Origin of the sequence: Actinomadura chokoriensis, assembly GCF_041463665.1 — a bacterium.
Classification (GTDB): domain Bacteria; phylum Actinomycetota; class Actinomycetes; order Streptosporangiales; family Streptosporangiaceae; genus Spirillospora; species Spirillospora chokoriensis_A.
Genome location: NZ_JAXCEJ010000006.1, coordinates 82,082 through 99,202 on the forward strand (window position 1 = coordinate 82,082; position 17,121 = coordinate 99,202).

Consider the following 17,121-nt stretch of genomic DNA (forward strand, 5'->3'; position numbering starts at 1 on the left):
GGTCCTCGGCGGCCCTGTGGCCCGCGGCTCACCGGCCGCGGGCCACGGGTTCCGGCGGTCAGCGGCCGCGGCGCCGGTAGGTCCGCACCGACAGCGGGACGAAGAGCGCCAGCAGCAGGACCGACCAGCCGAGCGTCGCGGCGACGGGGTGGGCCAGGGGCCAGGCCGTGTCCCCGGCGGGGGCGCCGGGGTTGCCGAACAGGTCGCGGCAGGCGGCGGTGAGGGCGCTGACGGGATTCCACTCGGCGACGACCTGGAGCGCCTTCGGCATTCCGCCGGTCGGAACGAAGGCGTTGGACAGCATCGTGACCGGGAACACCAGCGGGATGAGCTGGTCGGCGGTCTGCTCGTTCCCCACCATGAGGCCCAGGTAGCAGCCGGCCCAGCTCAGCGCGTACCGCATCAGCGCCAGCAGGGCGAACGCCTCGACGGTGGGCGCGATCCCGTGGTGCGCGCGCCACCCGACCAGCAGCCCGACACCGGCCATGACGGCCATGCCGAGGACGCCGTTGAGGAGCTCGGCGCCGGTCTGCCCGAACGGGACGGCGGAGCGCGCCATCGGCATGGAGCGGAACCGGTCCATGACGCCGCGGGAGGCGTCGCCGGCCACTCGCATGGTGACGGCCATGGTGGAGGTGAAGGTGACCATGGCGAACAGGCCGGGCATCAGGTACTCGCGGTAGTCGCCGCCGCCGGGGACGCCGATCGCGCTGCCGAACACGTAGCCGAACAGCACGACCATGATGGCGGGGAAGATCAGCGCGGCGACGAGTTCGCCGGGCTGCCGGCGGATCCGCGACAGTTCGCGCCCGACGAGGGTGAGGCCGTCGGCGATGGTCCAGCGCAGGCGCCCGGCGCCCGTGGCGGGGGCGGTCACGCTGGTTGCGGGGGCGATCATCGGACGGTCTCCTTCTCCTGCTCGCGGGCGCCCTCGCGGGCACCCTCGCCGGTGAGGCGCAGGAACACCTCGTCGAGGGTGGGGCGGCGCAGCCGGGCGTCGGCGGCGGTGACGCCGGCGCGGTCGAGTTCGCGGACGACGTCGGCGAGCCGGACGGACCCGGCGGGCAGCGGGACCGAGAGCCGGGCGCCGTCCAGGGCCGGGTAGGCGCCGGCGAGGGTGTGCAGGACGTCGGCGGCGGCGCCGGCCAGGGCGGGGTCGTCCAGGACGACGTCGAGGCGGTCGCCGATGGAGGCCTTCAGCTCGTCGGGGGCGCCGGTGGCGATGACGCGGCCGTGGTCGATGACGGCGATGGCGTCGGCGAGGCGGTCGGCCTCGTCCAGGTACTGGGTGGTGAGCAGGACGGTGGTGCCGTCGGCGACCAGGGCCCGGACGGCGTCCCAGATCTCGCCGCGGCTGCGGGGGTCCAGGCCGGTGGTCGGCTCGTCCAGGAACAGCACCTCGGGCCGCAGGATCAGGCTGGCGACCAGGTCGAGGCGGCGGCGCATCCCGCCGGAGTAGCCGGCCACCTGCCGGTCGGCGGCGTCCATCAGGCCGAACCGCTCCAGCAGTTCGTCGGCCCTGCGCCGGGCCTCGCGCCGGGACAGGTGGTACAGGCGGCCGAACATGCGCAGGTTGCCGCGTCCGGTGAGCTTCTCGTCCACGGCGGCGTGCTGGCCGGCGAGCCCGATGAGGGCGCGGACCCGGTCGGGGTGCCGGGCGACGTCGTACCCCGCGATGCGGGCGTGCCCGGAGTCGGCGTCGGCCAGCGTCGCGAGGATCCGCACGGCGGTGGTCTTGCCCGCGCCGTTCGGGCCGAGGACCCCGCAGACGGTCCCGGCGGGGATCGCGAGGTCGAGGCCGTCCAGGGCCTGGGTGGTGCCGTAGCGCTTGCGCAGCGCCTCGGCCACCACGATCGGTTCGTTCGCCACACTGCCTCCTCTGGGTACGGTGTACGCATCCACGGTAGACAACTGGGTACGACGTACGCAACTAGGATGCTCGGACAGGCGTCGAACAGGAGGTCCGGTGGCAGGCGGCGAACGGCAGGTCAGCATCTGGTCGATCCCCGAACGGCAGGGCCGGGGGCCGCGCCCCGCCTACAGCCGCGCCCAGATCACCGAGGCGGCGATCCGCATCGCCGACGCCGACGGCCTGGACGCCGCCTCCATGCGCCGCATCGCCGCCGACCTCGGCACCGGCGCGATGTCGCTGTACCGCTACGTCCCCTCCCGCGACGACCTGCTGGACCTGATGGTCGACAGCGTCCTGCTGGTGCGCGAGATCCCCGACCGCCCCTCCGGGGACTGGCGCGCCGACCTGACCCTGATCGCGGAGAACACCCGGGAGATGTGGCTGCGGCACCCGTGGCTGGCGGGCCTGCACCGGTCCCGCGCCAGCTACGGCCCCAACCGCCTGCGGCTGCTGGAGTTCGCGTTCGGCGCCCTGGACGTCGGGATCCCCGTCGACGAGATGCTGATCCTGCTGGACATGCTGAACGGCTACGTCGAACGCGTCGTGCGCGGCGAGATCGAGTGGACGCGGGAGATGCGCCAGAGCGGGATGACGCCGGAACGCTGGATGACCGAGAGCGGCCCCTACGTCCGCGAACTCCTCGACACCGGCAGGTACCCGATGTTCGAACGCATCGTGAAGGACGCGCGGCTCCCCCACATGACGCCCGAGCAGCAGTTCCGCTACGGCCTGAACCACGTCCTGGACCGCATAGCCGGCGCCCTCCCCACCCCCTGACGCCACGCCCCACGCAGCCGCTCGCCCCGATCAGCTCCACAAAATTCCCCATCACTCCCTATATGCGTTACTTTAGGGAGTGATGGAGGAGAAAATGTACTCCGTGGACGAGGTGGCCGGGCTGCTCGGGCTGCACGTGCGGACCGTGCGCGGCTACATCCGGGACGGGCGCCTGAACGCGGTGCGGATCGGCAAGCAGTACCGGGTCGCACGCGCCGACCTGGAGGCGCTGACCGGGCGACCCCCGCCGGGCCCGGCCGCGGCGGCGATCGAGGTGTCGAGCATCGTGCACGTCGACGGGGTCGGGCGCGAGGCCGCCGGACGGCTGGCGACGCTGGTGCAGGCGGGCGCGAACACCCGAGACCCGGCCCGGTCGCTGCGCCTCCAGATCGTCCACGACGAGGAGAGGAACCGGTTGAAGATCGTCATTCTGGGCGGGCCCGCGGAGACCGCGGACGTGCTGCGCCTGCTGGATGCGGTGATCGGCGGGGACAACGGCCTGCTGGACAACGGGCTGCTGGAGGGGGAGCACGGCGATGGCTGACGCGATCCAGGAACGGGCCGGGACGTCCGTGCTGGTATGCGACCCGGACGGCCCCCTCATCACGACCGAGCAGGACGCGCTGGACCTGATCGGCGCGACCTACCTCGGCGCCGACGTCGTGGCGGTGCCGGTGTCCCGGCTGGACGAGCGGTTCTTCACGCTGGGCACCCGGTTCGCCGGGGAGATCATGCAGAAGTTCGTCAACTACCGGGTGCGGCTCGCGGTGGTCGGCGACATCGCCCCGCTGACGGCCGCCAGCCCGGCGCTCGCCGCCCTGGTGCGGGAGTCGAACGCGGCCGGTCACGTGTGGTTCGTCCCCGACCTGCAAGCCCTGGACGACCGGCTCCGCCGGGCCGCCTGATCATGAACGGCGACGCCGCGGACGGCCTCATCGAGGCGGTCGCCGTCCGGCTCCGCGAGCACGGGGTCCCGTCCCCAGGGTGACAGCGGGGACGGGACCGGAGACGCCGGTGGGACTCGAACCCACACGCGGCGGTTTCACCGCCCGCCGCCCGGACCGCCGGGCCGCGGCGCCCGCCCACCCGACTCAGAGTGCCCCGGCCGCGCCACCGCCGCAACGGGTTTTCCGCCTGCTCACACAGCACCGCAACCGCGCCGCCGACACCCGCGGCCCCGGCCGGTTCCCAGGCCGTAGGCTCAAGAGCGTGATGGGCCGCGATCCGCAGTACCTGGCGTTCCTGCGCCGCCGCCTCGCCGAACCCGCCGCACCCGGCGAGACGGTGGAGGACGCCCGGCACCAGCACGCCGCCGACCTCGCCCGGTCCCCGCGCCCACCCGTCGACACCGTCCAGGACCTGACCGTCGACGGCCCGGCGGGCCCGCTGCCCGCACGCCTGTACCGGCCCGCATGGGAGGGCCCCGCCCCGGCGCTGGTGTACTTCCACGGCGGCGGATGGGTCCTCGGCGACGTCGACTCCTACGACCCCGTCGTGCGGGCCCTCGCCGTCGCAAGCGGCGTCGCCTGGGTGTCGGTCGGGTACCGGCGGCCGCCCGAGGCCCCCTTCCCCGCCGCGCTCGACGACGCGGTCGCCGCCCTCCGCTGGACCGTCCGCAACGCCCCCGCCCTCGGCCTGGACACCGCCCGCATCGGCGTCGCCGGCGACAGCGCGGGCGGGCAGCTCGCCGCCGCGGCCGCCGGACTCCTGCGCGCCCCCGGACCCGCGCGACCGGTCCTGCAGGTACTGCTCTACCCGGCGCTCGACCTCCGGGACGTCCCACCGACCCCGCCCGACCCCGACGGACTGGAACACCCCCGCTCCGGCGTGGCCCGCGCCCTGCGCGCCTACCTGCGCGACACCGACCGCACCCGCCCCGACGTCTCACCCCTGCTGGACCCCGACCCCGCCACGCTCCCCCCGGCCGTCATCGCGACCGCCGAACACGACCGGCTGCGCCCCCAGGCCGAACACCACGCCACCCGGCTCTCGGGCGCCGGCGTCCCGGTCACCCTCATCACCGGCACCGGCCTCGACCACGGCTTCCTCGGCTGGGGCGCGTTCGCGCGCCGCCCGGCCGAGGCCGTCGCCGAGATCGGCGCCGCCGTCCACCGCGCCCTCACCCGCGCCCCCCACGGCGACCAGGCCCCTTGACAGGGACCTTAAAGACACTTGCCTCCGCCGTTTAACCGGCTTGACGTGGGAAATCACAGAATCACAACCCCAATGCCGGCCCCCTCCGACGGGCGAGGAGGACACCGTCTTGCACAGGACGCACGAAATGGGGATGGTCCGGACCGAAGAGTCCGGGCTGGAGGAATGGGCCTGCCCCACCTGCGGCCGCCGCATACTCCTGCACTGGCCGCCCCACTACGTCAAACACGTCCTCGACACCGGCGACGAGCAAGCCTGCCACATCGCCCGCACCGCCGAGGACACCCCCGGCGGCCCCTCCGGCAACCACGAAACGGCCGCCGCCAGGGAGAAGCGCTGGCTCCGCGAGACCGGCACCCACGCTCTCACCCCGCACGCCCGGCCCCGCTTCAACCCCTCCGAACCCGTCTGAACCCGTCTGAACCCGTCTGAACCGGATCACGAAAACGCGCCGGACCACCCGCCCCGATCAGCGCGCCTCGGCCGCCAGCCGCACACCCAGACCCACCAGCACCACCCCCGACACCTGGTCCAGCCGCCGCCGCACCACCGGACGCCCCAGCAGCCGCCGCGCCGCCCCCACCAACCACACCACCGCCGCGTACCACACCAAGTCGATCAACGCCCACAGCACCGAGAACCCCACCAGCACCCACGCCACCGGCCACCCATCCGGCACGAACTGCGGCAGAAACGACACCGCGAAGACCCCCGCCTTCGGATTCGCGAAATTCGTCACCAACCCCAGCCGGTAACACCGCCACCCCGACAACCTCGAACCCCCCTCCACCACCTCCCGCTCCGCACCACCGGACCCGCCGCCCCGCCGCGCATGCCACAACGCCCGCACCCCGAACCACACCAGCACCACCGCACCCGCCACCCGCAACCCCTCATACGCCAGCCGCGACGCCGACAGCAGCGCCGACAGGCCCACCGCCGCCGCCACCCCCCACACCAGCACACCCGTCTCGTTGCCCAACACCGTCGCCAGCCCGCCCCGCCGCCCCGACAGCATCGACTGCCGCATGATCACAACCGTGCTCGGACCCGGCGCCATCGCGATCAGCATCGCCGCGCCCACGAACGCCAGCAGACTTCCCATCATCCGCCCATGATCTCCACCCGGCACCACACCGCACAACGCAATTCACCCGCGCCCCGCACGACCCGCCGCGACACCCGCTACAGCGGCGCCCCGTCGCTCCCGCCACCACCCGACCCCGTCTGGGACGGCGCCGGGCTCGGCGTCGACGGCGCCCGCGTCGGCGACGGAGACGGCGTCGTCGGCACCGGCGACTGCGACGGCTGACGGAACGACGGGGTCGGCTCCGGCGGCGGAGGCGGCGGCTCCTTCACCACCGGCTGGCACGCGAACAGCACCCCCAGCAGCAACGCCAGCACCACCAGCGCCGCGGCCAGACCCACGATCGCCGCCACCAGATTCCGGTCCGGCGGACGCTCCCCCACCCCGGCCGCACCCGGCGGCACAGGCCGCGGCGGCCCCTCCAGCGCCGGATCCCCCGACCCCAGCCAATACGGCTGGAACTGCGGACCACGCCGCCCGCCCCACCACGCACGCCCCGACCCCTGGAACACCACCGGCTCCAGAAACCGCTCCGCCCCCACCCGATCGGCCTCGTACAACGTCGCCACCCACGGCGCCGGACCGTCCGGCTGCGCCGCCACCACCGGCGCCGCCCCGCCCGACCCCTCACCCGACCCCTCACCCGCCGCCCCGGCGGACCCCGGACCCCGGCCCGGCACACCCCCCGCCGCCGGCACCGCCGCGTTGATCGCCGCACGGAACCGGCCCCGCGCCGCCGCGTCCCCCGCCGCACCCCGGTTCAGCACCGCCACACTCGCGCGCCGGCCCTCACCGTCCACCCCCAGGAACACGATCCCGGCGGCGGACTCCGACAAACGCGCCGACAAACGGAACGGCCCCAACTGGACGGGATCCCCCGGCGGCAACGGCCTCGACATGGCCGCAACACTAACAACCACGCCTTACGACCGGGCCCCGGACCGCCACCCCGCCCCGGCCCGGACCAGGCCCGCCGCCGAACCGATCAACGCCCGCGCGCACGTATCCCGAGCGAACGGGTACAAGTGATCGCGTAGGGTCGTAACGCGCCCACCCGGTACACGCCGGACAGGCCCACCAGGGACAGCGAGGGGACTCCCACCATGACCATCGCCGCCACCGACGTCGACGAGGCCGCGGCCCTCCTGCAGAACACCCTCACCGAGGTCAAGAAGGTCATCGTCGGCCAGGACCACATGGTCGAACGCATGATCGTCGCGCTCCTCGCCCGCGGCCACTGCCTCATCGAAGGCGTCCCCGGCGTCGCCAAGACACTCGCCGTCGGCACCCTCGCCCGCGTCGTCGGCGGCACCTTCGCCCGCCTCCAGTTCACCCCCGACCTCGTCCCCTCCGACATCGTCGGCACCCGCATCTACCACCCCTCCACCGAACAGTTCGACGTCGAACTCGGCCCCGTCTTCGCCAACTTCATCCTCGCCGACGAGATCAACCGCGCCCCCGCCAAAGTCCAGTCCGCCCTCCTGGAGGTCATGGCCGAACGCCAGGTCTCCCTCGGCGGCAACACCTACCCCCTCCCCCGCCCCTTCATCGTCCTCGCCACCCAGAACCCCATCGAGTCCGAAGGCGTCTACCCCCTCCCCGAGGCCCAGCGCGACCGCTTCCTCATGAAGATCGACGTCCGCCACCCCGCCGCCCACGAGGAACTCCAGATCCTCCAGCGGATGAGCGTCGACCCGCCCGAAGCCGCCCGGATCCTCGACACCGACCACCTCGCCGGACTCCAGCGCGCCGCCGAAGAGGTCTCCGTCCACGAACTCATCGCCGACTACATCGTCCGGCTCGTCATGGCCACCCGCGAACCCGACCAGTACCGCCTGCCCGACCTGCGCGGCGTCATCGAGATCGGCGCCAGCCCCCGCGCCACCCTCGGCCTCGCCTCCGCCGCCCGCGCCCTCGCCCTGCTGGCCGGACGCGACTACGTCCTGCCCGACGACGTCCGCGCCGTCGCCCGCGACGTCATGTCCCACCGCCTCGTCCTCACCTTCGACTCCCTCGCCGACGGCATCGACCCCGGCGACGTCATCGCCCAGATCCTCGCCGCCGTCCCCCCGCCCCGCGTCGTCTGGAACCACGGAGCGGCGGCGGTGACCACCGCATGACCGGCAGGCGCACCTACGCCCGGCACCGGCGCAGCGGCAAACTGACCCACCTCGCCCCCGAACGCACGCTGCGCCGCCTCGAACTCCAGGTCACCCGCCGCCTGGACGGCCTCCTCAACGGCGAGCACCTCGGCCTCATCCCCGGCCCCGGCACCGAACTCGCCGAAGCCCGCCTTTACCAGCCCGGCGAGGACGACGTCCGGCACATGGACTGGGCCGTCACCGCCCGCACCACCACCCCCCACGTCCGCGACCTCATCGCCGACCACGAACTCGAAGCCTGGGCCCTCGTCGACCTCACCCCCAGCATGGACTTCGGCACCGAGACACTCATCAAACGCGACCTCGCGGTCGCCGCCCTCGCCGCCGTCGGCTTCCTCACCGTCCGCCTCGGCGACCGCGTCGGCGCCTACCTCCTGCACGCCGACGGCATGCGCCGCTGGCCCGCCCGCACCGGCAAGGCCGCCATGTACGCCCTCCTCCACGCCGTCATGGACGCCCAGTCCGTCAACGACGGCGCCGGAGCCCGCCGCGCTGCCCCGCCCCGCGACCTCGCCGCCGCCGTCACCTCCCTCGACCGTGGCCAGACCCGCCGCGGCCTCCGCGTGATCATCTCCGACTTCCTCGCCCCCGACGGCGACGACCCCGCGGACGGACCGCACGGCCGGCCCGGCTGGGAACGCCCGCTGCGCCGCCTCGCCGCCCGCCACCAGGTCCTCGCCATCGAGATCATCGACCCCCGGGAACTCGACCTCCCCGACGTCGGACTCGTCGAGATGGCCGACCCCGAGACCGGAGCCGTCCACGAGATCGTGCTCAGCCGCCGCGTCCGCGAACGGTACGCCGCAGAGGCCGCCGCCCAGCGCGAGCGCACCCGGGCCGCTCTGCGCCGCAGCGGCGCCCACCACCTGGTCCTGCGCACCGACCGCGACTGGATCGCCGACGTCGCACGCTTCGCCCTCCGCCAGCGCCGCGCCGCAGGCCGGCCCGTCTCCACCGCGGGAGTGCGCCCATGACCTTCCTGTCACCCGAACGCCTCTGGCTCCTCGGCCTCCTGCCGCTGCTGGCCGCCGCCTACCTGCTGATGCAGCTGCGCCGCCGGCGGTACGCCGTCCGCTTCACCAACCTGGCGCTGCTGTCCCAGGTCGCCCCCAGGCGGCCGGGCTGGCGCCGGCACGTCGCCGCCATCCTGTTCCTCGTCATGATCACGTTGATGATGGTCGGGTTCGCGCGGCCGGCGAGCTCGGTCAAGGTCCCCCGCGACCGCGCCACCATCATGGTCGCCGTGGACGTCTCGCTGTCGATGATGGCCAGGGACGTCTCGCCCAGCCGGTTCGACGCGGCCAAGGCCGCCGCCAAGAAGTTCATCGGCGACCTGCCCCGGCGCTTCAACGTCGGCGTCGTCGCGTTCGCCGGCAACGCCAACCTCGTCGCCGCGCCGTCCGCCGACCGGGAGGCCGCCATCGCCTCCCTCGACCAGCTGGTGATGGCCAAGCGCACCGCCATCGGCGAGGCCGTCTTCACCTCCCTGCAGGCCGTCCAGTCCTTCGACGCCGACGCCCGCCAGGACCCGCCGCCCGCCCACATCGTCCTGCTGTCCGACGGGGACAACACCACCGGACGCTCCGTCCAGGAGGCCGTCGACGCCAGCCGCCTCGCCCACATCCCCGTCTCCACCATCGCCTTCGGAACCCCCTACGGCACCGTCGACATCGAAGGCGAGACCACCAGCGTCTCGGTCAACAAGGAGACGCTGAAGACCCTCGCCGACAGCACCGAGGGCAAGGCCTACGAGGCCGCCGACGCCGGGCAGCTCGAGGACGTCTACGGCAACATCGGCAGCTCTCTCGGCTTCAAGATCGAGCACCGCGACGTCGCCGCCCGCTACATCGGCATCGCCCTGCTGTTCGCCTTCGCAGCCGGCGGCGTCTCCCTCGTCTGGTTCGCCCGCCTGCCCTGAGCGGCGGGCCCCGCCCTGACCGGGTCTTCGCGCCGCGCGGGCACTGATACCGTCGGCGGACGTGGGGGATCACTACTTCGCCGAGCGGCCCGGAGCCGCCAGCCGGCGCCGCACCGTCGACCTCGTCCTGCCCGACCTGCACCTGCGGCTCGACACCGACAGCGGCGTCTTCTCCCCCGACCGCGTCGACCCCGGCACCCGCGTCCTGCTGGAGACGGTCCCCCCGCCCCCGCAGGACGGCGACCTCCTCGACCTCGGCTGCGGGTACGGTCCCATCGCCCTCACCATGGCCAAGCGTTCGCCTTCGGCGATTGTTTGGGGTGTTGACGTTAATCGGCGGGCATTGGAAATGGCTGAGGGTAATGCCAACACCGCGGGCCTTGACAATGTAAGGTTCAGGTTGGTGGACGAGATCGACCCCGGGCTGCGCTTCGCCGCGCTCTGGTCGAACCCCCCGATCCGCATCGGCAAGGCCGCCCTGCACGACCTCCTCCTCGCCTGGCTCCCCCGCCTCACCCCCGGCGGCCTCGCCCACCTCGTCGTCCAGAAGCACCTCGGCTCCGACTCCCTCCAGCGGTGGCTGACCGGCCAGGGCTTCCCCACCGAGCGGATCGCCTCCCGGTCCGCCTACCGAGTCCTGCGCGTCTCGTCCCGTACGGAAGGCCCCGCTCGATGACCACAGACCCCGCGGCCGGCCGCCGGCAGCTGCGCGCCACCGACGTCAAGCGCCTCAACCGCGACTGGCGCCGCCGCACCGGCGCCCGCCTCGGCCTGCTCGTCGAGTCCGTCACCCAGCCGTTCAACATGGGCTCGATCATCCGCAGCGCCGCCGTGTTCGGCGTCGAACACCTCTGGCTCGCCGGCAACGCCACTCCCCCCACCCACCGGGGCGTCGCCAAGACCGCCCTCGGCACCGACCGCCTCGTCCCCTGGGAGCACGCCGGATCGGCCGCCGAGGCCGCCGCCGCGATCCGCAAGGAGGGCCTGCGCCTCATCGCCGTCGAACTCACCGCCGACGCCGTCCCCCTGCACGACGCGCCCCTGGACGGCGACGTCTGCCTCGCCGTCGGCGGCGAGGACCACGGCTGCTCCCCCGCCCTCCTCGCCGCCGCCGACGCCGTCACCTACATTCCGCAGATCGGACGCGTCGGGTCCCTCAACGTCGCCGTCGCCACCGCCATCGCCCTCGCCGAGGCCCGCCGCCGCGAATGGAGCGCCTGACCCCGGACCCGCCCCGCACCCTGCACCAGGCCACCCCCCGCAAATGGGTGCCGCGCCCCATGGCGGGCCGCGCCCCCTTGCCGCATGGTGGACGTTCGCCACGCATTTTCCCCGGCGACCGAAGGGAGCCCCTTGCGATGACGGTCAACAGCGCGGTCAACGGCACGGCCGGCGATGCCCTCGGTGGCCACCCGCCGGGCGGCGCGGCGGCCCGGCGGGCCCGCGAGCTGCTGGAGCGGGAGCGCCGGACCCACCTCGCTGAACTCGGGCTCCTCGAAGGCGAGAACGCCCCCGACGAGGCCGCCATGGCCCGCCGCGGCACCCTCCAGGGCAACCTGGAGGAGATCGACGCCGCCTTCCTCCGCCTGGACCAGGGCGCCTACGGCAGCTGCGAGGACTGCCGCGAACCCGTCCCCGAAGGCCGCCTGGAGATCATCCCGTACGCACGCCGCTGCGTGGGCTGCCAGCAACGACGACGGTGACGGCGCCCACCGCGGACGATCCTGGTCCGTCCCATCGAGCAGGGCATGGTGGGGAAGGCCAGGGCCTCCCCAATGCCTGCCGGTCCCCCGGCGGTTGGGCCCTCGCCAGCATCTGACGGGCGCGCTACGATCCATCCCGTGCAGTTCCTCATATACGCGTAGGACGCCCCCGCCGCCGCACTCGCGGCGGCGGCTTTCGGCGTCCCCGTAAACCGCCCCTTCGAGGGCCTCCCCGAGGAACACCCCCCATGACACCGTCGTACGCGGCCGTCCTGCGCGCTCCGCACGCCTCCCGCACCTTCGCCCTCGCACTCCTGGGACGCCTGTCCTACGGAACGCTCCCCCTGTCCCTGATACTGGCGTTCACCACCGCGACCGGCTCCTACACGCAGGCGGGCGGACTCATGGCCCTGCTCGGCCTCACCGTCTCCGTGCCGGCGCCGTTCCGCGCCGGGCTCATCGACCGGCACGGCCCGCGCCGCGCCCTGCCGCCGATGGCCGCCGCCTACTCCCTCGCGCTCGCCGCCCTCGCCGCCCTCACCTGGCGCCCCGGCGCGCCGCTCCCGATCCTGGCCATCCTGACGGCCACGGCCGGTGCCACCATGCCGCCGCTGGGGGTGGTGATGCGGACGCTGTGGAACGTCCTCCTGCCGGACGGGCCACTGCTCCGGCGCGCCTACAGCCTCGACACCGTCTGCGAGGAACTCCTCTTCGTCACCGGGCCGCTCCTGGCCGGGCTGCTGGCCGCGGTCGCCTCACCGTCCCTCGGCATCGCGCTCAGCGCCGTCCTCGTGGGCGCCGGCACCCTCGGGCTGATCACCTCTCCGGCGGTGCGGCCGCGGCCGCCGTCCCGCCGCCGGGAACCCCGGGTCCGGGCGCTCCCGATCGGCCCCTCCCTCGCCGCCGCGGCCACCGGCGTCGTGCTCGGCTCGACCGGTCTGCTGGCCGTCGCGTTCGCACAGCGCCACCACCAGCCCGCGGCGGTCGCCTGGGTCGAGGCCGCCCTCGCGGTCGGCAGCACCCTCGGCGGCCTCGCCTACGGCGCGCTGAGCCGCTCCGCGCCCGGACGCCGCCGCCTCGCCGCCCTCCTCTGCCCGCTGGGCGTCGCACTGGCCGCCGCGGGCCTCTCACCGTCCGTCCTCGTGCTGGCCGTGGCGGCCTGCGCCGCCGGGCTGTTCATCGGCCCGGCCCTGACCACCGCCTACCTGGTCGCCGACGCGACCGCGCCGCCCGCCGCGCGGAACCGCGCGGCGGCCTGGGTCAACACCGCGCTGAACCTCGGCGCGGCCGGCGGGACCGCGGCGACCGGCGTCCTCCTGGACGCGCTGCCCCTGCCGCTCTGCTACGCCCTCGCCGCGGTCCCCGCCGTCGCCGCCGCGACGCTCCTCGTTTTGCCGGAACGGCAACCCGATTCGCCGGCTCGCGGACCATCGGCGCATCATCGGGGCATGGACGACAGCATGAGCAACGAAGAGTTCTGGGAAGCCCGCTACGCCGAGCACGACCACGTCTGGAGCGGCGACCCCAACACCATCCTCGTCCAAGAGATCAGCGGCCTCGGGCCGGGAACCGCCCTGGACCTCGGCTGCGGCGAGGGCGCCGACGCCATCTGGCTCGCGCGGCAGGGCTGGCGCGTCACCGCGACCGACATCTCCCGCACCGCCCTCGACCGCGCCGCGCGCCACGCGGCCGACGCGGGCGTCGCCGACCGCGTCGACTGGCAGCGCCACGACCTCGCCACGTCCTTCCCCGAAGGGGCCTACGACCTGGTCACCGCCCTGTTCCTGCACTCGCCCGCCGAGGGCATGCCGCGCGAGGCCATCCTGCGCTCCGCCGCCGGGGCCGTCGCGCCCGGCGGCACCCTGTTCATCGCCGGGCACGCCGGCCCGCCGCCCTGGGACCCCGACGCCCACCCGCACGTCCACCTGCCCACCGCGGACGAGGTCCTGAAGTCCCTCGGCCTCCCGGAAGGCGAATGGGAGGTGCTGCTCAGCGGCGAGCACGAACGCGTCCAGACCGCGCCCGACGGACGGACGATGACCCGCACCGACAACGCCCTCAAAATGCGGCGCCTGCCGGCCTGACCGGTCAGGGCCGGGCCGTCTGCTCCATCAGCGCAGTGAACTCCTCCAGGGAGATCTTGCCGTCCCTGTTGGCGTCGGCGGCGACGACCACCTCCACCGCGCGGGTGTCGGTGATGTCCTGGCCGAGCCTGGTCATCAGGTTCTTCAGCTCTTCCGTGGAGATGTAGCCGTCACCGTCGACGTCCACGAGCTCGAACGTCGCCCTGTACTCGTTCACGTCCGCCATGCGGATGCTCCTTCGCTGATCGATTGCGGGGCGACGGTAGCACCGCGTCTCCGGCCAATGCCCTTTACGAAGTAAGGTCAAGCCTGATCGCGGGGTCCGCCATAATCGGACGGGTGCGCCGCTCGTACGAGTTCCTCGACCATCCCGGGCCGATCCCCTTCGCCCACCGCGGCGGCGCGGGCGGGCGGCCCGAGAACTCGATGGCCGCGTTCCAGCGGGCCACCGACCTCGGCTACCGCTACCTGGAGACCGACGCCCACGCCACCGCCGACGGCGTCGTGGTCGCCTTCCACGACCGCACCCTCGACCGCGTCACCGACCGCACCGGCACCGTCGCCCGGCTCCCCTACACCGAAGTCTCCAAGGCCCGCATCGCCGGCACCGAGCCCATCCCCCGCCTTGAGGACGTCCTCGGCTCCTTCCCGGACGCGCGCGTCAACATCGACCTGAAGGACGCCCACGTCATCGGCCCGCTCGCCGCGACGCTGCACCGCACCAACGCATGGAACCGGGTGTGCATCACCTCGTTCTCCACCCGCCGCCTGGCCCAGATGCGCGCCCGCCTCCCCCTGTTCACCGACCGCGACGTGTGCACGGCGCTCGGCCCGCGCGGCCTGATGGCGCTGCGCGCCAGGTCCTACGGCGGCCCCGCCGCCAAGCTCGTCCGGCTGGCCGCCACCGGCGTCGCCTGCGCCCAGGTCCCCTACGGCCTCGGCCCCGTCCCGTTCGTCACCGAGGCCTTCATCGAGCACGCCCACCGCCTCGGCCTGCAGGTCCACGCCTGGACGGTCAACGACCCCGCCGCCATGGAACGCCTCCTGGACCTCGGCATAGACGGCATCATGACCGACGAACTCCTGCCCCTCCGCCGCATCATGACCGCCCGCGACCTCTGGCACGAGAACGACCGCCCGGCCACCGCGTCCTGACGCGCGCCCACGCCGCGGCTCCCGGTCGGGCTAGCGTCCGAAGCCCGGGCGCCTGCCGGGCGCGTGGTACTGAGCCGCGATCCGGAGGGGAGACTCCTCCGGCATGCCGCGCGGTCCCTCGTCCGCGGTGGGGAGCTCGGCGCGAGTCAGGTCGAGCCGTGACCTTACCTGGCGCAGGAGCTCCAGGTCCTCGGCCGAGACGATCGCGGCCACGGTCTTGCCGTGGCGCGTGAGGACGACCTCCTCGCCGCCGTAGACGACCCGGTTGAGAAGCTCCGCGAAGATCTTCCGGGCCTGCGTCACCGCGATTTCCACGCTGTTCATCCTATAGCGAACGTTGTCCGACGGATCTCCCCCGACGTTCTCCTTAGAATGTACAGTCTGTACAGAACCGAGCCAGGAGGATCCATGCGCAGCCACGCGGCCGAGGAACGGCACGACCGGATCGAGACGTTCGTGGGGAGGTCCCGGGCCAAGGTGGCGGAGATGCCCCAGCTCGCGGACGCGCAGCTGTTCGAACGGCTGCTCGCGCAGCGGATCGTGTTCCTCGGGAGCGAGATCGACGATCAGCTCGCCAACCGGGTCAACGCCCAGCTCCTGCTGCTCGCGGCGCAGGACGCGCGGCGCGACATCACCATCTACGTCAACTCGCCCGGCGGAGTCGTCGACGCGGGAATGTCGATCTACGACATGATGCAGTTCGTCCCGAACGACATATCCACGGTCGCGATGGGCATGGCGGCGTCCATGGGACAGACGCTGCTGTGCGCCGGGACGCGGGGCAAGCGGTACGCGCTCCGGCACGCGCGCGTGATGATGCACCAGCCGCACGGCGGGATCGGCGGCACCGCGTCCGACATCAAGATCCAGGCGGAGCAGTCGCTCTACCTGAAGCGGACCCTGGCGGAGCGGACGGCGTTCCACACCGGGCAGCCGCTCGAGCAGATCGAGGCCGACGGAGACCGGGACGCGTGGTTCACCGCCGAGGAGGCCCGCGACTACGGGTTCGTCGACCACGTCATCGACAGCACCGACCGGGTGGGCACATGACACGTGCGGAACGGCGGTACCTCGTCCCCGAGTACGAGGAGCAGACGAGCTACGGCCGCAAGGACACCAACCCCTACAACAGGCTCTTCGAGGACCGCATCGTCTTCCTCGGGGCGCCGGTCGACGACACCAGCGCCAACGACGTCACGGCGCAGATGCTGGCGCTGGAGGGGATGGACCCCGACCGGCCCATCGCGCTCTACATCAACTCCCCGGGCGGGTCGCTGACGGCGATGCTGGCGATCTGCGACACGATGCGCTACGTCCGGCCCGAGATCGAGACGACGTGCGTCGGGCAGGCCGGGTCGGCGGCGGCGGTCCTGCTGGCCGCGGGCTCGCCGGGGCGGCGGCAGGCGCTGCGCGGCGCGCGGATCCTGCTGCACGAGCCGGAGATCGAGGTGGCCCGCGGCCACGCCACCGACCTGGACATCCAGGCGCGGGAGGTGCTGCGGCTGCGGGCGCAGACCGAGGCGATCCTGGCGGAGGCGACCGGACGGGACGCCGCGACGGTGCGGCGCGACCTGGACCGCGACCGCTACTTCACCGCCGCCGAGGCCAAGGAGTACGGACTGGTCGACGAGGTGGTCACGTCCCGTAACTAGCCCGGAAGCCGGAGGTTCCGCGCCCGCGGGCCGGTGCGGCCGGAAACAGCAGGGTTGGATCACCCCGGGCGCGGGAATCTTGTCACGGTATTCAGCGTTGGTCAGGGCAAGACCGCAAGTCGTCTGGGAGGCACGTGACGATGGCCGAGCGCGCACTTCGCGGCACCCGACTCGGAGCGACGAGCTACGAGAACGATCGCAACACCGATCTGGCTCCTCGGCAAGAGGTGGACTACACCTGTACCAAGGGCCACCGGTTCACCGTGACGCTCGCAGCCGAGGCCGAGGTGCCGATGACCTGGGAATGCCGCAACTGCGGCGCCGCGGCCCTGCGGGTGGACGGGGAGCTCCCCCAAGCCAAGAAGGGCAAGCCGCCGCGGACCCACTGGGACATGCTCATGGAGCGCAGAACCGTCGAGGACCTGGAGGAGGTCCTCGCCGAGCGCCTGGAGATCCTGCGGGCGGGGCGCAGGAAGTCCGCATGAGCGACTGAGGGATTCTTTCGGGACGGGTCCGC

General features: G+C 73.3%; 22 protein-coding genes and 1 tRNA gene. 16 read left to right on the forward strand and 7 right to left on the reverse strand.

From position 1 onward, the window contains the following. Nucleotides 1–58 precede the first annotated feature (58 nt). Nucleotides 59–898 (reverse strand): ABC transporter permease, encoded by an 840-nt coding sequence (locus SM418_RS12555; protein WP_371942060.1) that lies wholly within the window; start codon nucleotides 896–898, stop codon nucleotides 59–61. Further along, nucleotides 895–1,869 carry an ATP-binding cassette domain-containing protein gene (locus SM418_RS12560; RefSeq protein ID WP_371942061.1) on the reverse strand — a complete coding sequence of 325 codons (975 nt, stop codon included), beginning with the start codon at nucleotides 1,867–1,869 and terminating at the stop codon, nucleotides 895–897. The genes SM418_RS12555 and SM418_RS12560 overlap by 4 nt, the downstream gene beginning before the upstream one ends. Nucleotides 1,870–1,966: 97 nt before the next feature. Here SM418_RS12560 and SM418_RS12565 point away from each other — a divergent pair, with 97 nt between their 5' ends. The 3 genes from SM418_RS12565 (at nucleotide 1,967) to SM418_RS12575 (ending at nucleotide 3,594) form a co-directional block, all read left to right on the forward strand. Beyond that, nucleotides 1,967–2,689, forward strand: a complete 723-nt coding sequence (locus SM418_RS12565) for a TetR/AcrR family transcriptional regulator (RefSeq protein WP_371942062.1) — start codon at nucleotides 1,967–1,969, stop codon at nucleotides 2,687–2,689. Between the two features lie 82 nt (nucleotides 2,690–2,771). Then, nucleotides 2,772–3,233, forward strand: coding sequence for a helix-turn-helix domain-containing protein (locus SM418_RS12570; protein WP_371942063.1), 462 nt, complete (start codon nucleotides 2,772–2,774; stop codon nucleotides 3,231–3,233). Further along, entirely contained in the window at nucleotides 3,226–3,594 is a 369-nt protein-coding gene (locus SM418_RS12575; protein WP_371942064.1) for a DUF4180 domain-containing protein, read from the forward strand. Before SM418_RS12570 ends, SM418_RS12575 begins: the two co-directional genes overlap by 8 nt. Before the next feature lie 101 nt (nucleotides 3,595–3,695). On the opposite strand, the gene SM418_RS12580 is transcribed toward SM418_RS12575, so the two are convergent. Further along, nucleotides 3,696–3,768 (reverse strand) — tRNA-His (locus tag SM418_RS12580). A 133-nt stretch (nucleotides 3,769–3,901) separates the two neighbouring features. Here SM418_RS12580 and SM418_RS12585 point away from each other — a divergent pair. Then, nucleotides 3,902–4,843: an alpha/beta hydrolase gene (locus SM418_RS12585; protein WP_371942259.1), complete on the forward strand. Its 942-nt coding sequence runs from the start codon at nucleotides 3,902–3,904 to the stop codon at nucleotides 4,841–4,843. A 127-nt stretch (nucleotides 4,844–4,970) separates the two neighbouring features. Then, entirely contained in the window at nucleotides 4,971–5,255 is a 285-nt protein-coding gene (locus SM418_RS12590; RefSeq protein WP_371942065.1) for a hypothetical protein, read from the forward strand. A gap of 57 nt (nucleotides 5,256–5,312) precedes the next feature. Here SM418_RS12590 and SM418_RS12595 read toward each other — a convergent pair whose 3' ends face one another. Together SM418_RS12595 and SM418_RS12600 are read right to left on the reverse strand one after the other, a co-directional pair. Then, the gene (locus SM418_RS12595; RefSeq protein ID WP_371942066.1) at nucleotides 5,313–5,951 is read right to left on the reverse strand and encodes a LysE family translocator; all 639 of its coding nucleotides are present in this window, start codon (nucleotides 5,949–5,951) and stop codon (nucleotides 5,313–5,315) included. A 77-nt stretch (nucleotides 5,952–6,028) separates the two neighbouring features. Then, the gene (locus SM418_RS12600; protein WP_371942067.1) at nucleotides 6,029–6,829 is read right to left on the reverse strand and encodes a hypothetical protein; all 801 of its coding nucleotides are present in this window, start codon (nucleotides 6,827–6,829) and stop codon (nucleotides 6,029–6,031) included. Nucleotides 6,830–7,033: 204 nt separating this feature from the next. Between SM418_RS12600 and SM418_RS12605 the strand changes: the two genes are divergently transcribed. The 7 genes from SM418_RS12605 (at nucleotide 7,034) to SM418_RS12635 (ending at nucleotide 13,797) form a co-directional block, all read left to right on the forward strand. Further along, nucleotides 7,034–8,050: an AAA family ATPase gene (locus tag SM418_RS12605; RefSeq protein WP_371942068.1), complete on the forward strand. Its 1,017-nt coding sequence runs from the start codon at nucleotides 7,034–7,036 to the stop codon at nucleotides 8,048–8,050. After that, complete coding sequence (locus SM418_RS12610; RefSeq protein ID WP_371942069.1) at nucleotides 8,047–9,066, forward strand: DUF58 domain-containing protein; 1,020 nt, start codon at nucleotides 8,047–8,049, stop codon at nucleotides 9,064–9,066. The genes SM418_RS12605 and SM418_RS12610 overlap by 4 nt, the downstream gene beginning before the upstream one ends. Next, nucleotides 9,063–10,010, forward strand: a complete 948-nt coding sequence (locus tag SM418_RS12615; protein ID WP_371942070.1) for a VWA domain-containing protein — start codon at nucleotides 9,063–9,065, stop codon at nucleotides 10,008–10,010. Before SM418_RS12610 ends, SM418_RS12615 begins: the two co-directional genes overlap by 4 nt. Nucleotides 10,011–10,071: 61 nt before the next feature. Continuing rightward, nucleotides 10,072–10,686 (forward strand): class I SAM-dependent methyltransferase, encoded by a 615-nt coding sequence (locus SM418_RS12620; RefSeq protein WP_371942071.1) that lies wholly within the window; start codon nucleotides 10,072–10,074, stop codon nucleotides 10,684–10,686. Beyond that, complete coding sequence (locus SM418_RS12625; RefSeq protein WP_371942072.1) at nucleotides 10,683–11,231, forward strand: TrmH family RNA methyltransferase; 549 nt, start codon at nucleotides 10,683–10,685, stop codon at nucleotides 11,229–11,231. Before SM418_RS12620 ends, SM418_RS12625 begins: the two co-directional genes overlap by 4 nt. Before the next feature lie 137 nt (nucleotides 11,232–11,368). Continuing rightward, entirely contained in the window at nucleotides 11,369–11,713 is a 345-nt protein-coding gene (locus SM418_RS12630; protein WP_371942073.1) for a TraR/DksA family transcriptional regulator, read from the forward strand. Nucleotides 11,714–11,961: 248 nt separating this feature from the next. Continuing rightward, entirely contained in the window at nucleotides 11,962–13,797 is a 1,836-nt protein-coding gene (locus SM418_RS12635) for an MFS transporter (RefSeq protein WP_371942074.1), read from the forward strand. Nucleotides 13,798–13,801: 4 nt separating this feature from the next. Here the strand turns inward: SM418_RS12635 and SM418_RS12640 are convergent, their stop codons facing one another. Then, entirely contained in the window at nucleotides 13,802–14,023 is a 222-nt protein-coding gene (locus tag SM418_RS12640; RefSeq protein WP_371942075.1) for an EF-hand domain-containing protein, read from the reverse strand. A 113-nt stretch (nucleotides 14,024–14,136) separates the two neighbouring features. Between SM418_RS12640 and SM418_RS12645 the strand changes: the two genes are divergently transcribed. Beyond that, nucleotides 14,137–14,952, forward strand: coding sequence for a glycerophosphodiester phosphodiesterase family protein (locus SM418_RS12645; RefSeq protein ID WP_371942076.1), 816 nt, complete (start codon nucleotides 14,137–14,139; stop codon nucleotides 14,950–14,952). Between the two features lie 30 nt (nucleotides 14,953–14,982). On the opposite strand, the gene SM418_RS12650 is transcribed toward SM418_RS12645, so the two are convergent. Continuing rightward, nucleotides 14,983–15,267 carry a type II toxin-antitoxin system Phd/YefM family antitoxin gene (locus SM418_RS12650; RefSeq protein WP_371942077.1) on the reverse strand — a complete coding sequence of 95 codons (285 nt, stop codon included), beginning with the start codon at nucleotides 15,265–15,267 and terminating at the stop codon, nucleotides 14,983–14,985. A gap of 171 nt (nucleotides 15,268–15,438) precedes the next feature. Between SM418_RS12650 and SM418_RS12655 the strand changes: the two genes are divergently transcribed. The 3 genes from SM418_RS12655 to SM418_RS12665 all read left to right on the forward strand — a co-directional run bounded on the left by SM418_RS12655 (nucleotide 15,439) and on the right by SM418_RS12665 (nucleotide 17,089). Continuing rightward, the gene (locus tag SM418_RS12655) at nucleotides 15,439–16,002 is read left to right on the forward strand and encodes a ClpP family protease (protein ID WP_371942260.1); all 564 of its coding nucleotides are present in this window, start codon (nucleotides 15,439–15,441) and stop codon (nucleotides 16,000–16,002) included. After that, nucleotides 15,999–16,604: an ATP-dependent Clp protease proteolytic subunit gene (locus SM418_RS12660; protein ID WP_371942078.1), complete on the forward strand. Its 606-nt coding sequence runs from the start codon at nucleotides 15,999–16,001 to the stop codon at nucleotides 16,602–16,604. The genes SM418_RS12655 and SM418_RS12660 overlap by 4 nt, the downstream gene beginning before the upstream one ends. A 140-nt stretch (nucleotides 16,605–16,744) precedes the next feature. Then, on the forward strand, nucleotides 16,745–17,089 hold the full coding sequence (locus SM418_RS12665; protein ID WP_371942261.1) for an RNA polymerase-binding protein RbpA: 345 nt from the start codon (nucleotides 16,745–16,747) through the stop codon (nucleotides 17,087–17,089). Nucleotides 17,090–17,121 lie beyond the last annotated feature (32 nt).

Bases quoted from the DNA above. Each gene is read 5' to 3' on its own strand.
- SM418_RS12610 (WP_371942069.1), top strand. From the start codon at position 8,047: ATGACCGGCAGGCGCACCTACGCCCGGCACCGGCGCAGCGGCAAACTG.
- SM418_RS12600 (WP_371942067.1), bottom strand. From the start codon at position 6,829: ATGTCGAGGCCGTTGCCGCCGGGGGATCCCGTCCAGTTGGGGCCGTTC.
- SM418_RS12555 (WP_371942060.1), bottom strand. From the start codon at position 898: ATGATCGCCCCCGCAACCAGCGTGACCGCCCCCGCCACGGGCGCCGGG.
- SM418_RS12590 (WP_371942065.1), top strand. From the start codon at position 4,971: ATGGGGATGGTCCGGACCGAAGAGTCCGGGCTGGAGGAATGGGCCTGC.
- SM418_RS12570 (WP_371942063.1), top strand. From the start codon at position 2,772: ATGGAGGAGAAAATGTACTCCGTGGACGAGGTGGCCGGGCTGCTCGGG.
- SM418_RS12640 (WP_371942075.1), bottom strand. From the start codon at position 14,023: ATGGCGGACGTGAACGAGTACAGGGCGACGTTCGAGCTCGTGGACGTC.
- SM418_RS12655 (WP_371942260.1), top strand. From the start codon at position 15,439: ATGCCCCAGCTCGCGGACGCGCAGCTGTTCGAACGGCTGCTCGCGCAG.
- SM418_RS12665 (WP_371942261.1), top strand. From the start codon at position 16,745: ATGGCCGAGCGCGCACTTCGCGGCACCCGACTCGGAGCGACGAGCTAC.
- SM418_RS12625 (WP_371942072.1), top strand. From the start codon at position 10,683: ATGACCACAGACCCCGCGGCCGGCCGCCGGCAGCTGCGCGCCACCGAC.
- SM418_RS12635 (WP_371942074.1), top strand. From the start codon at position 11,962: ATGACACCGTCGTACGCGGCCGTCCTGCGCGCTCCGCACGCCTCCCGC.
- SM418_RS12630 (WP_371942073.1), top strand. From the start codon at position 11,369: ATGACGGTCAACAGCGCGGTCAACGGCACGGCCGGCGATGCCCTCGGT.
- SM418_RS12615 (WP_371942070.1), top strand. From the start codon at position 9,063: ATGACCTTCCTGTCACCCGAACGCCTCTGGCTCCTCGGCCTCCTGCCG.
- SM418_RS12605 (WP_371942068.1), top strand. From the start codon at position 7,034: ATGACCATCGCCGCCACCGACGTCGACGAGGCCGCGGCCCTCCTGCAG.
- SM418_RS12585 (WP_371942259.1), top strand. From the start codon at position 3,902: ATGGGCCGCGATCCGCAGTACCTGGCGTTCCTGCGCCGCCGCCTCGCC.
- SM418_RS12660 (WP_371942078.1), top strand. From the start codon at position 15,999: ATGACACGTGCGGAACGGCGGTACCTCGTCCCCGAGTACGAGGAGCAG.
- SM418_RS12575 (WP_371942064.1), top strand. From the start codon at position 3,226: ATGGCTGACGCGATCCAGGAACGGGCCGGGACGTCCGTGCTGGTATGC.
- SM418_RS12595 (WP_371942066.1), bottom strand. From the start codon at position 5,951: ATGATGGGAAGTCTGCTGGCGTTCGTGGGCGCGGCGATGCTGATCGCG.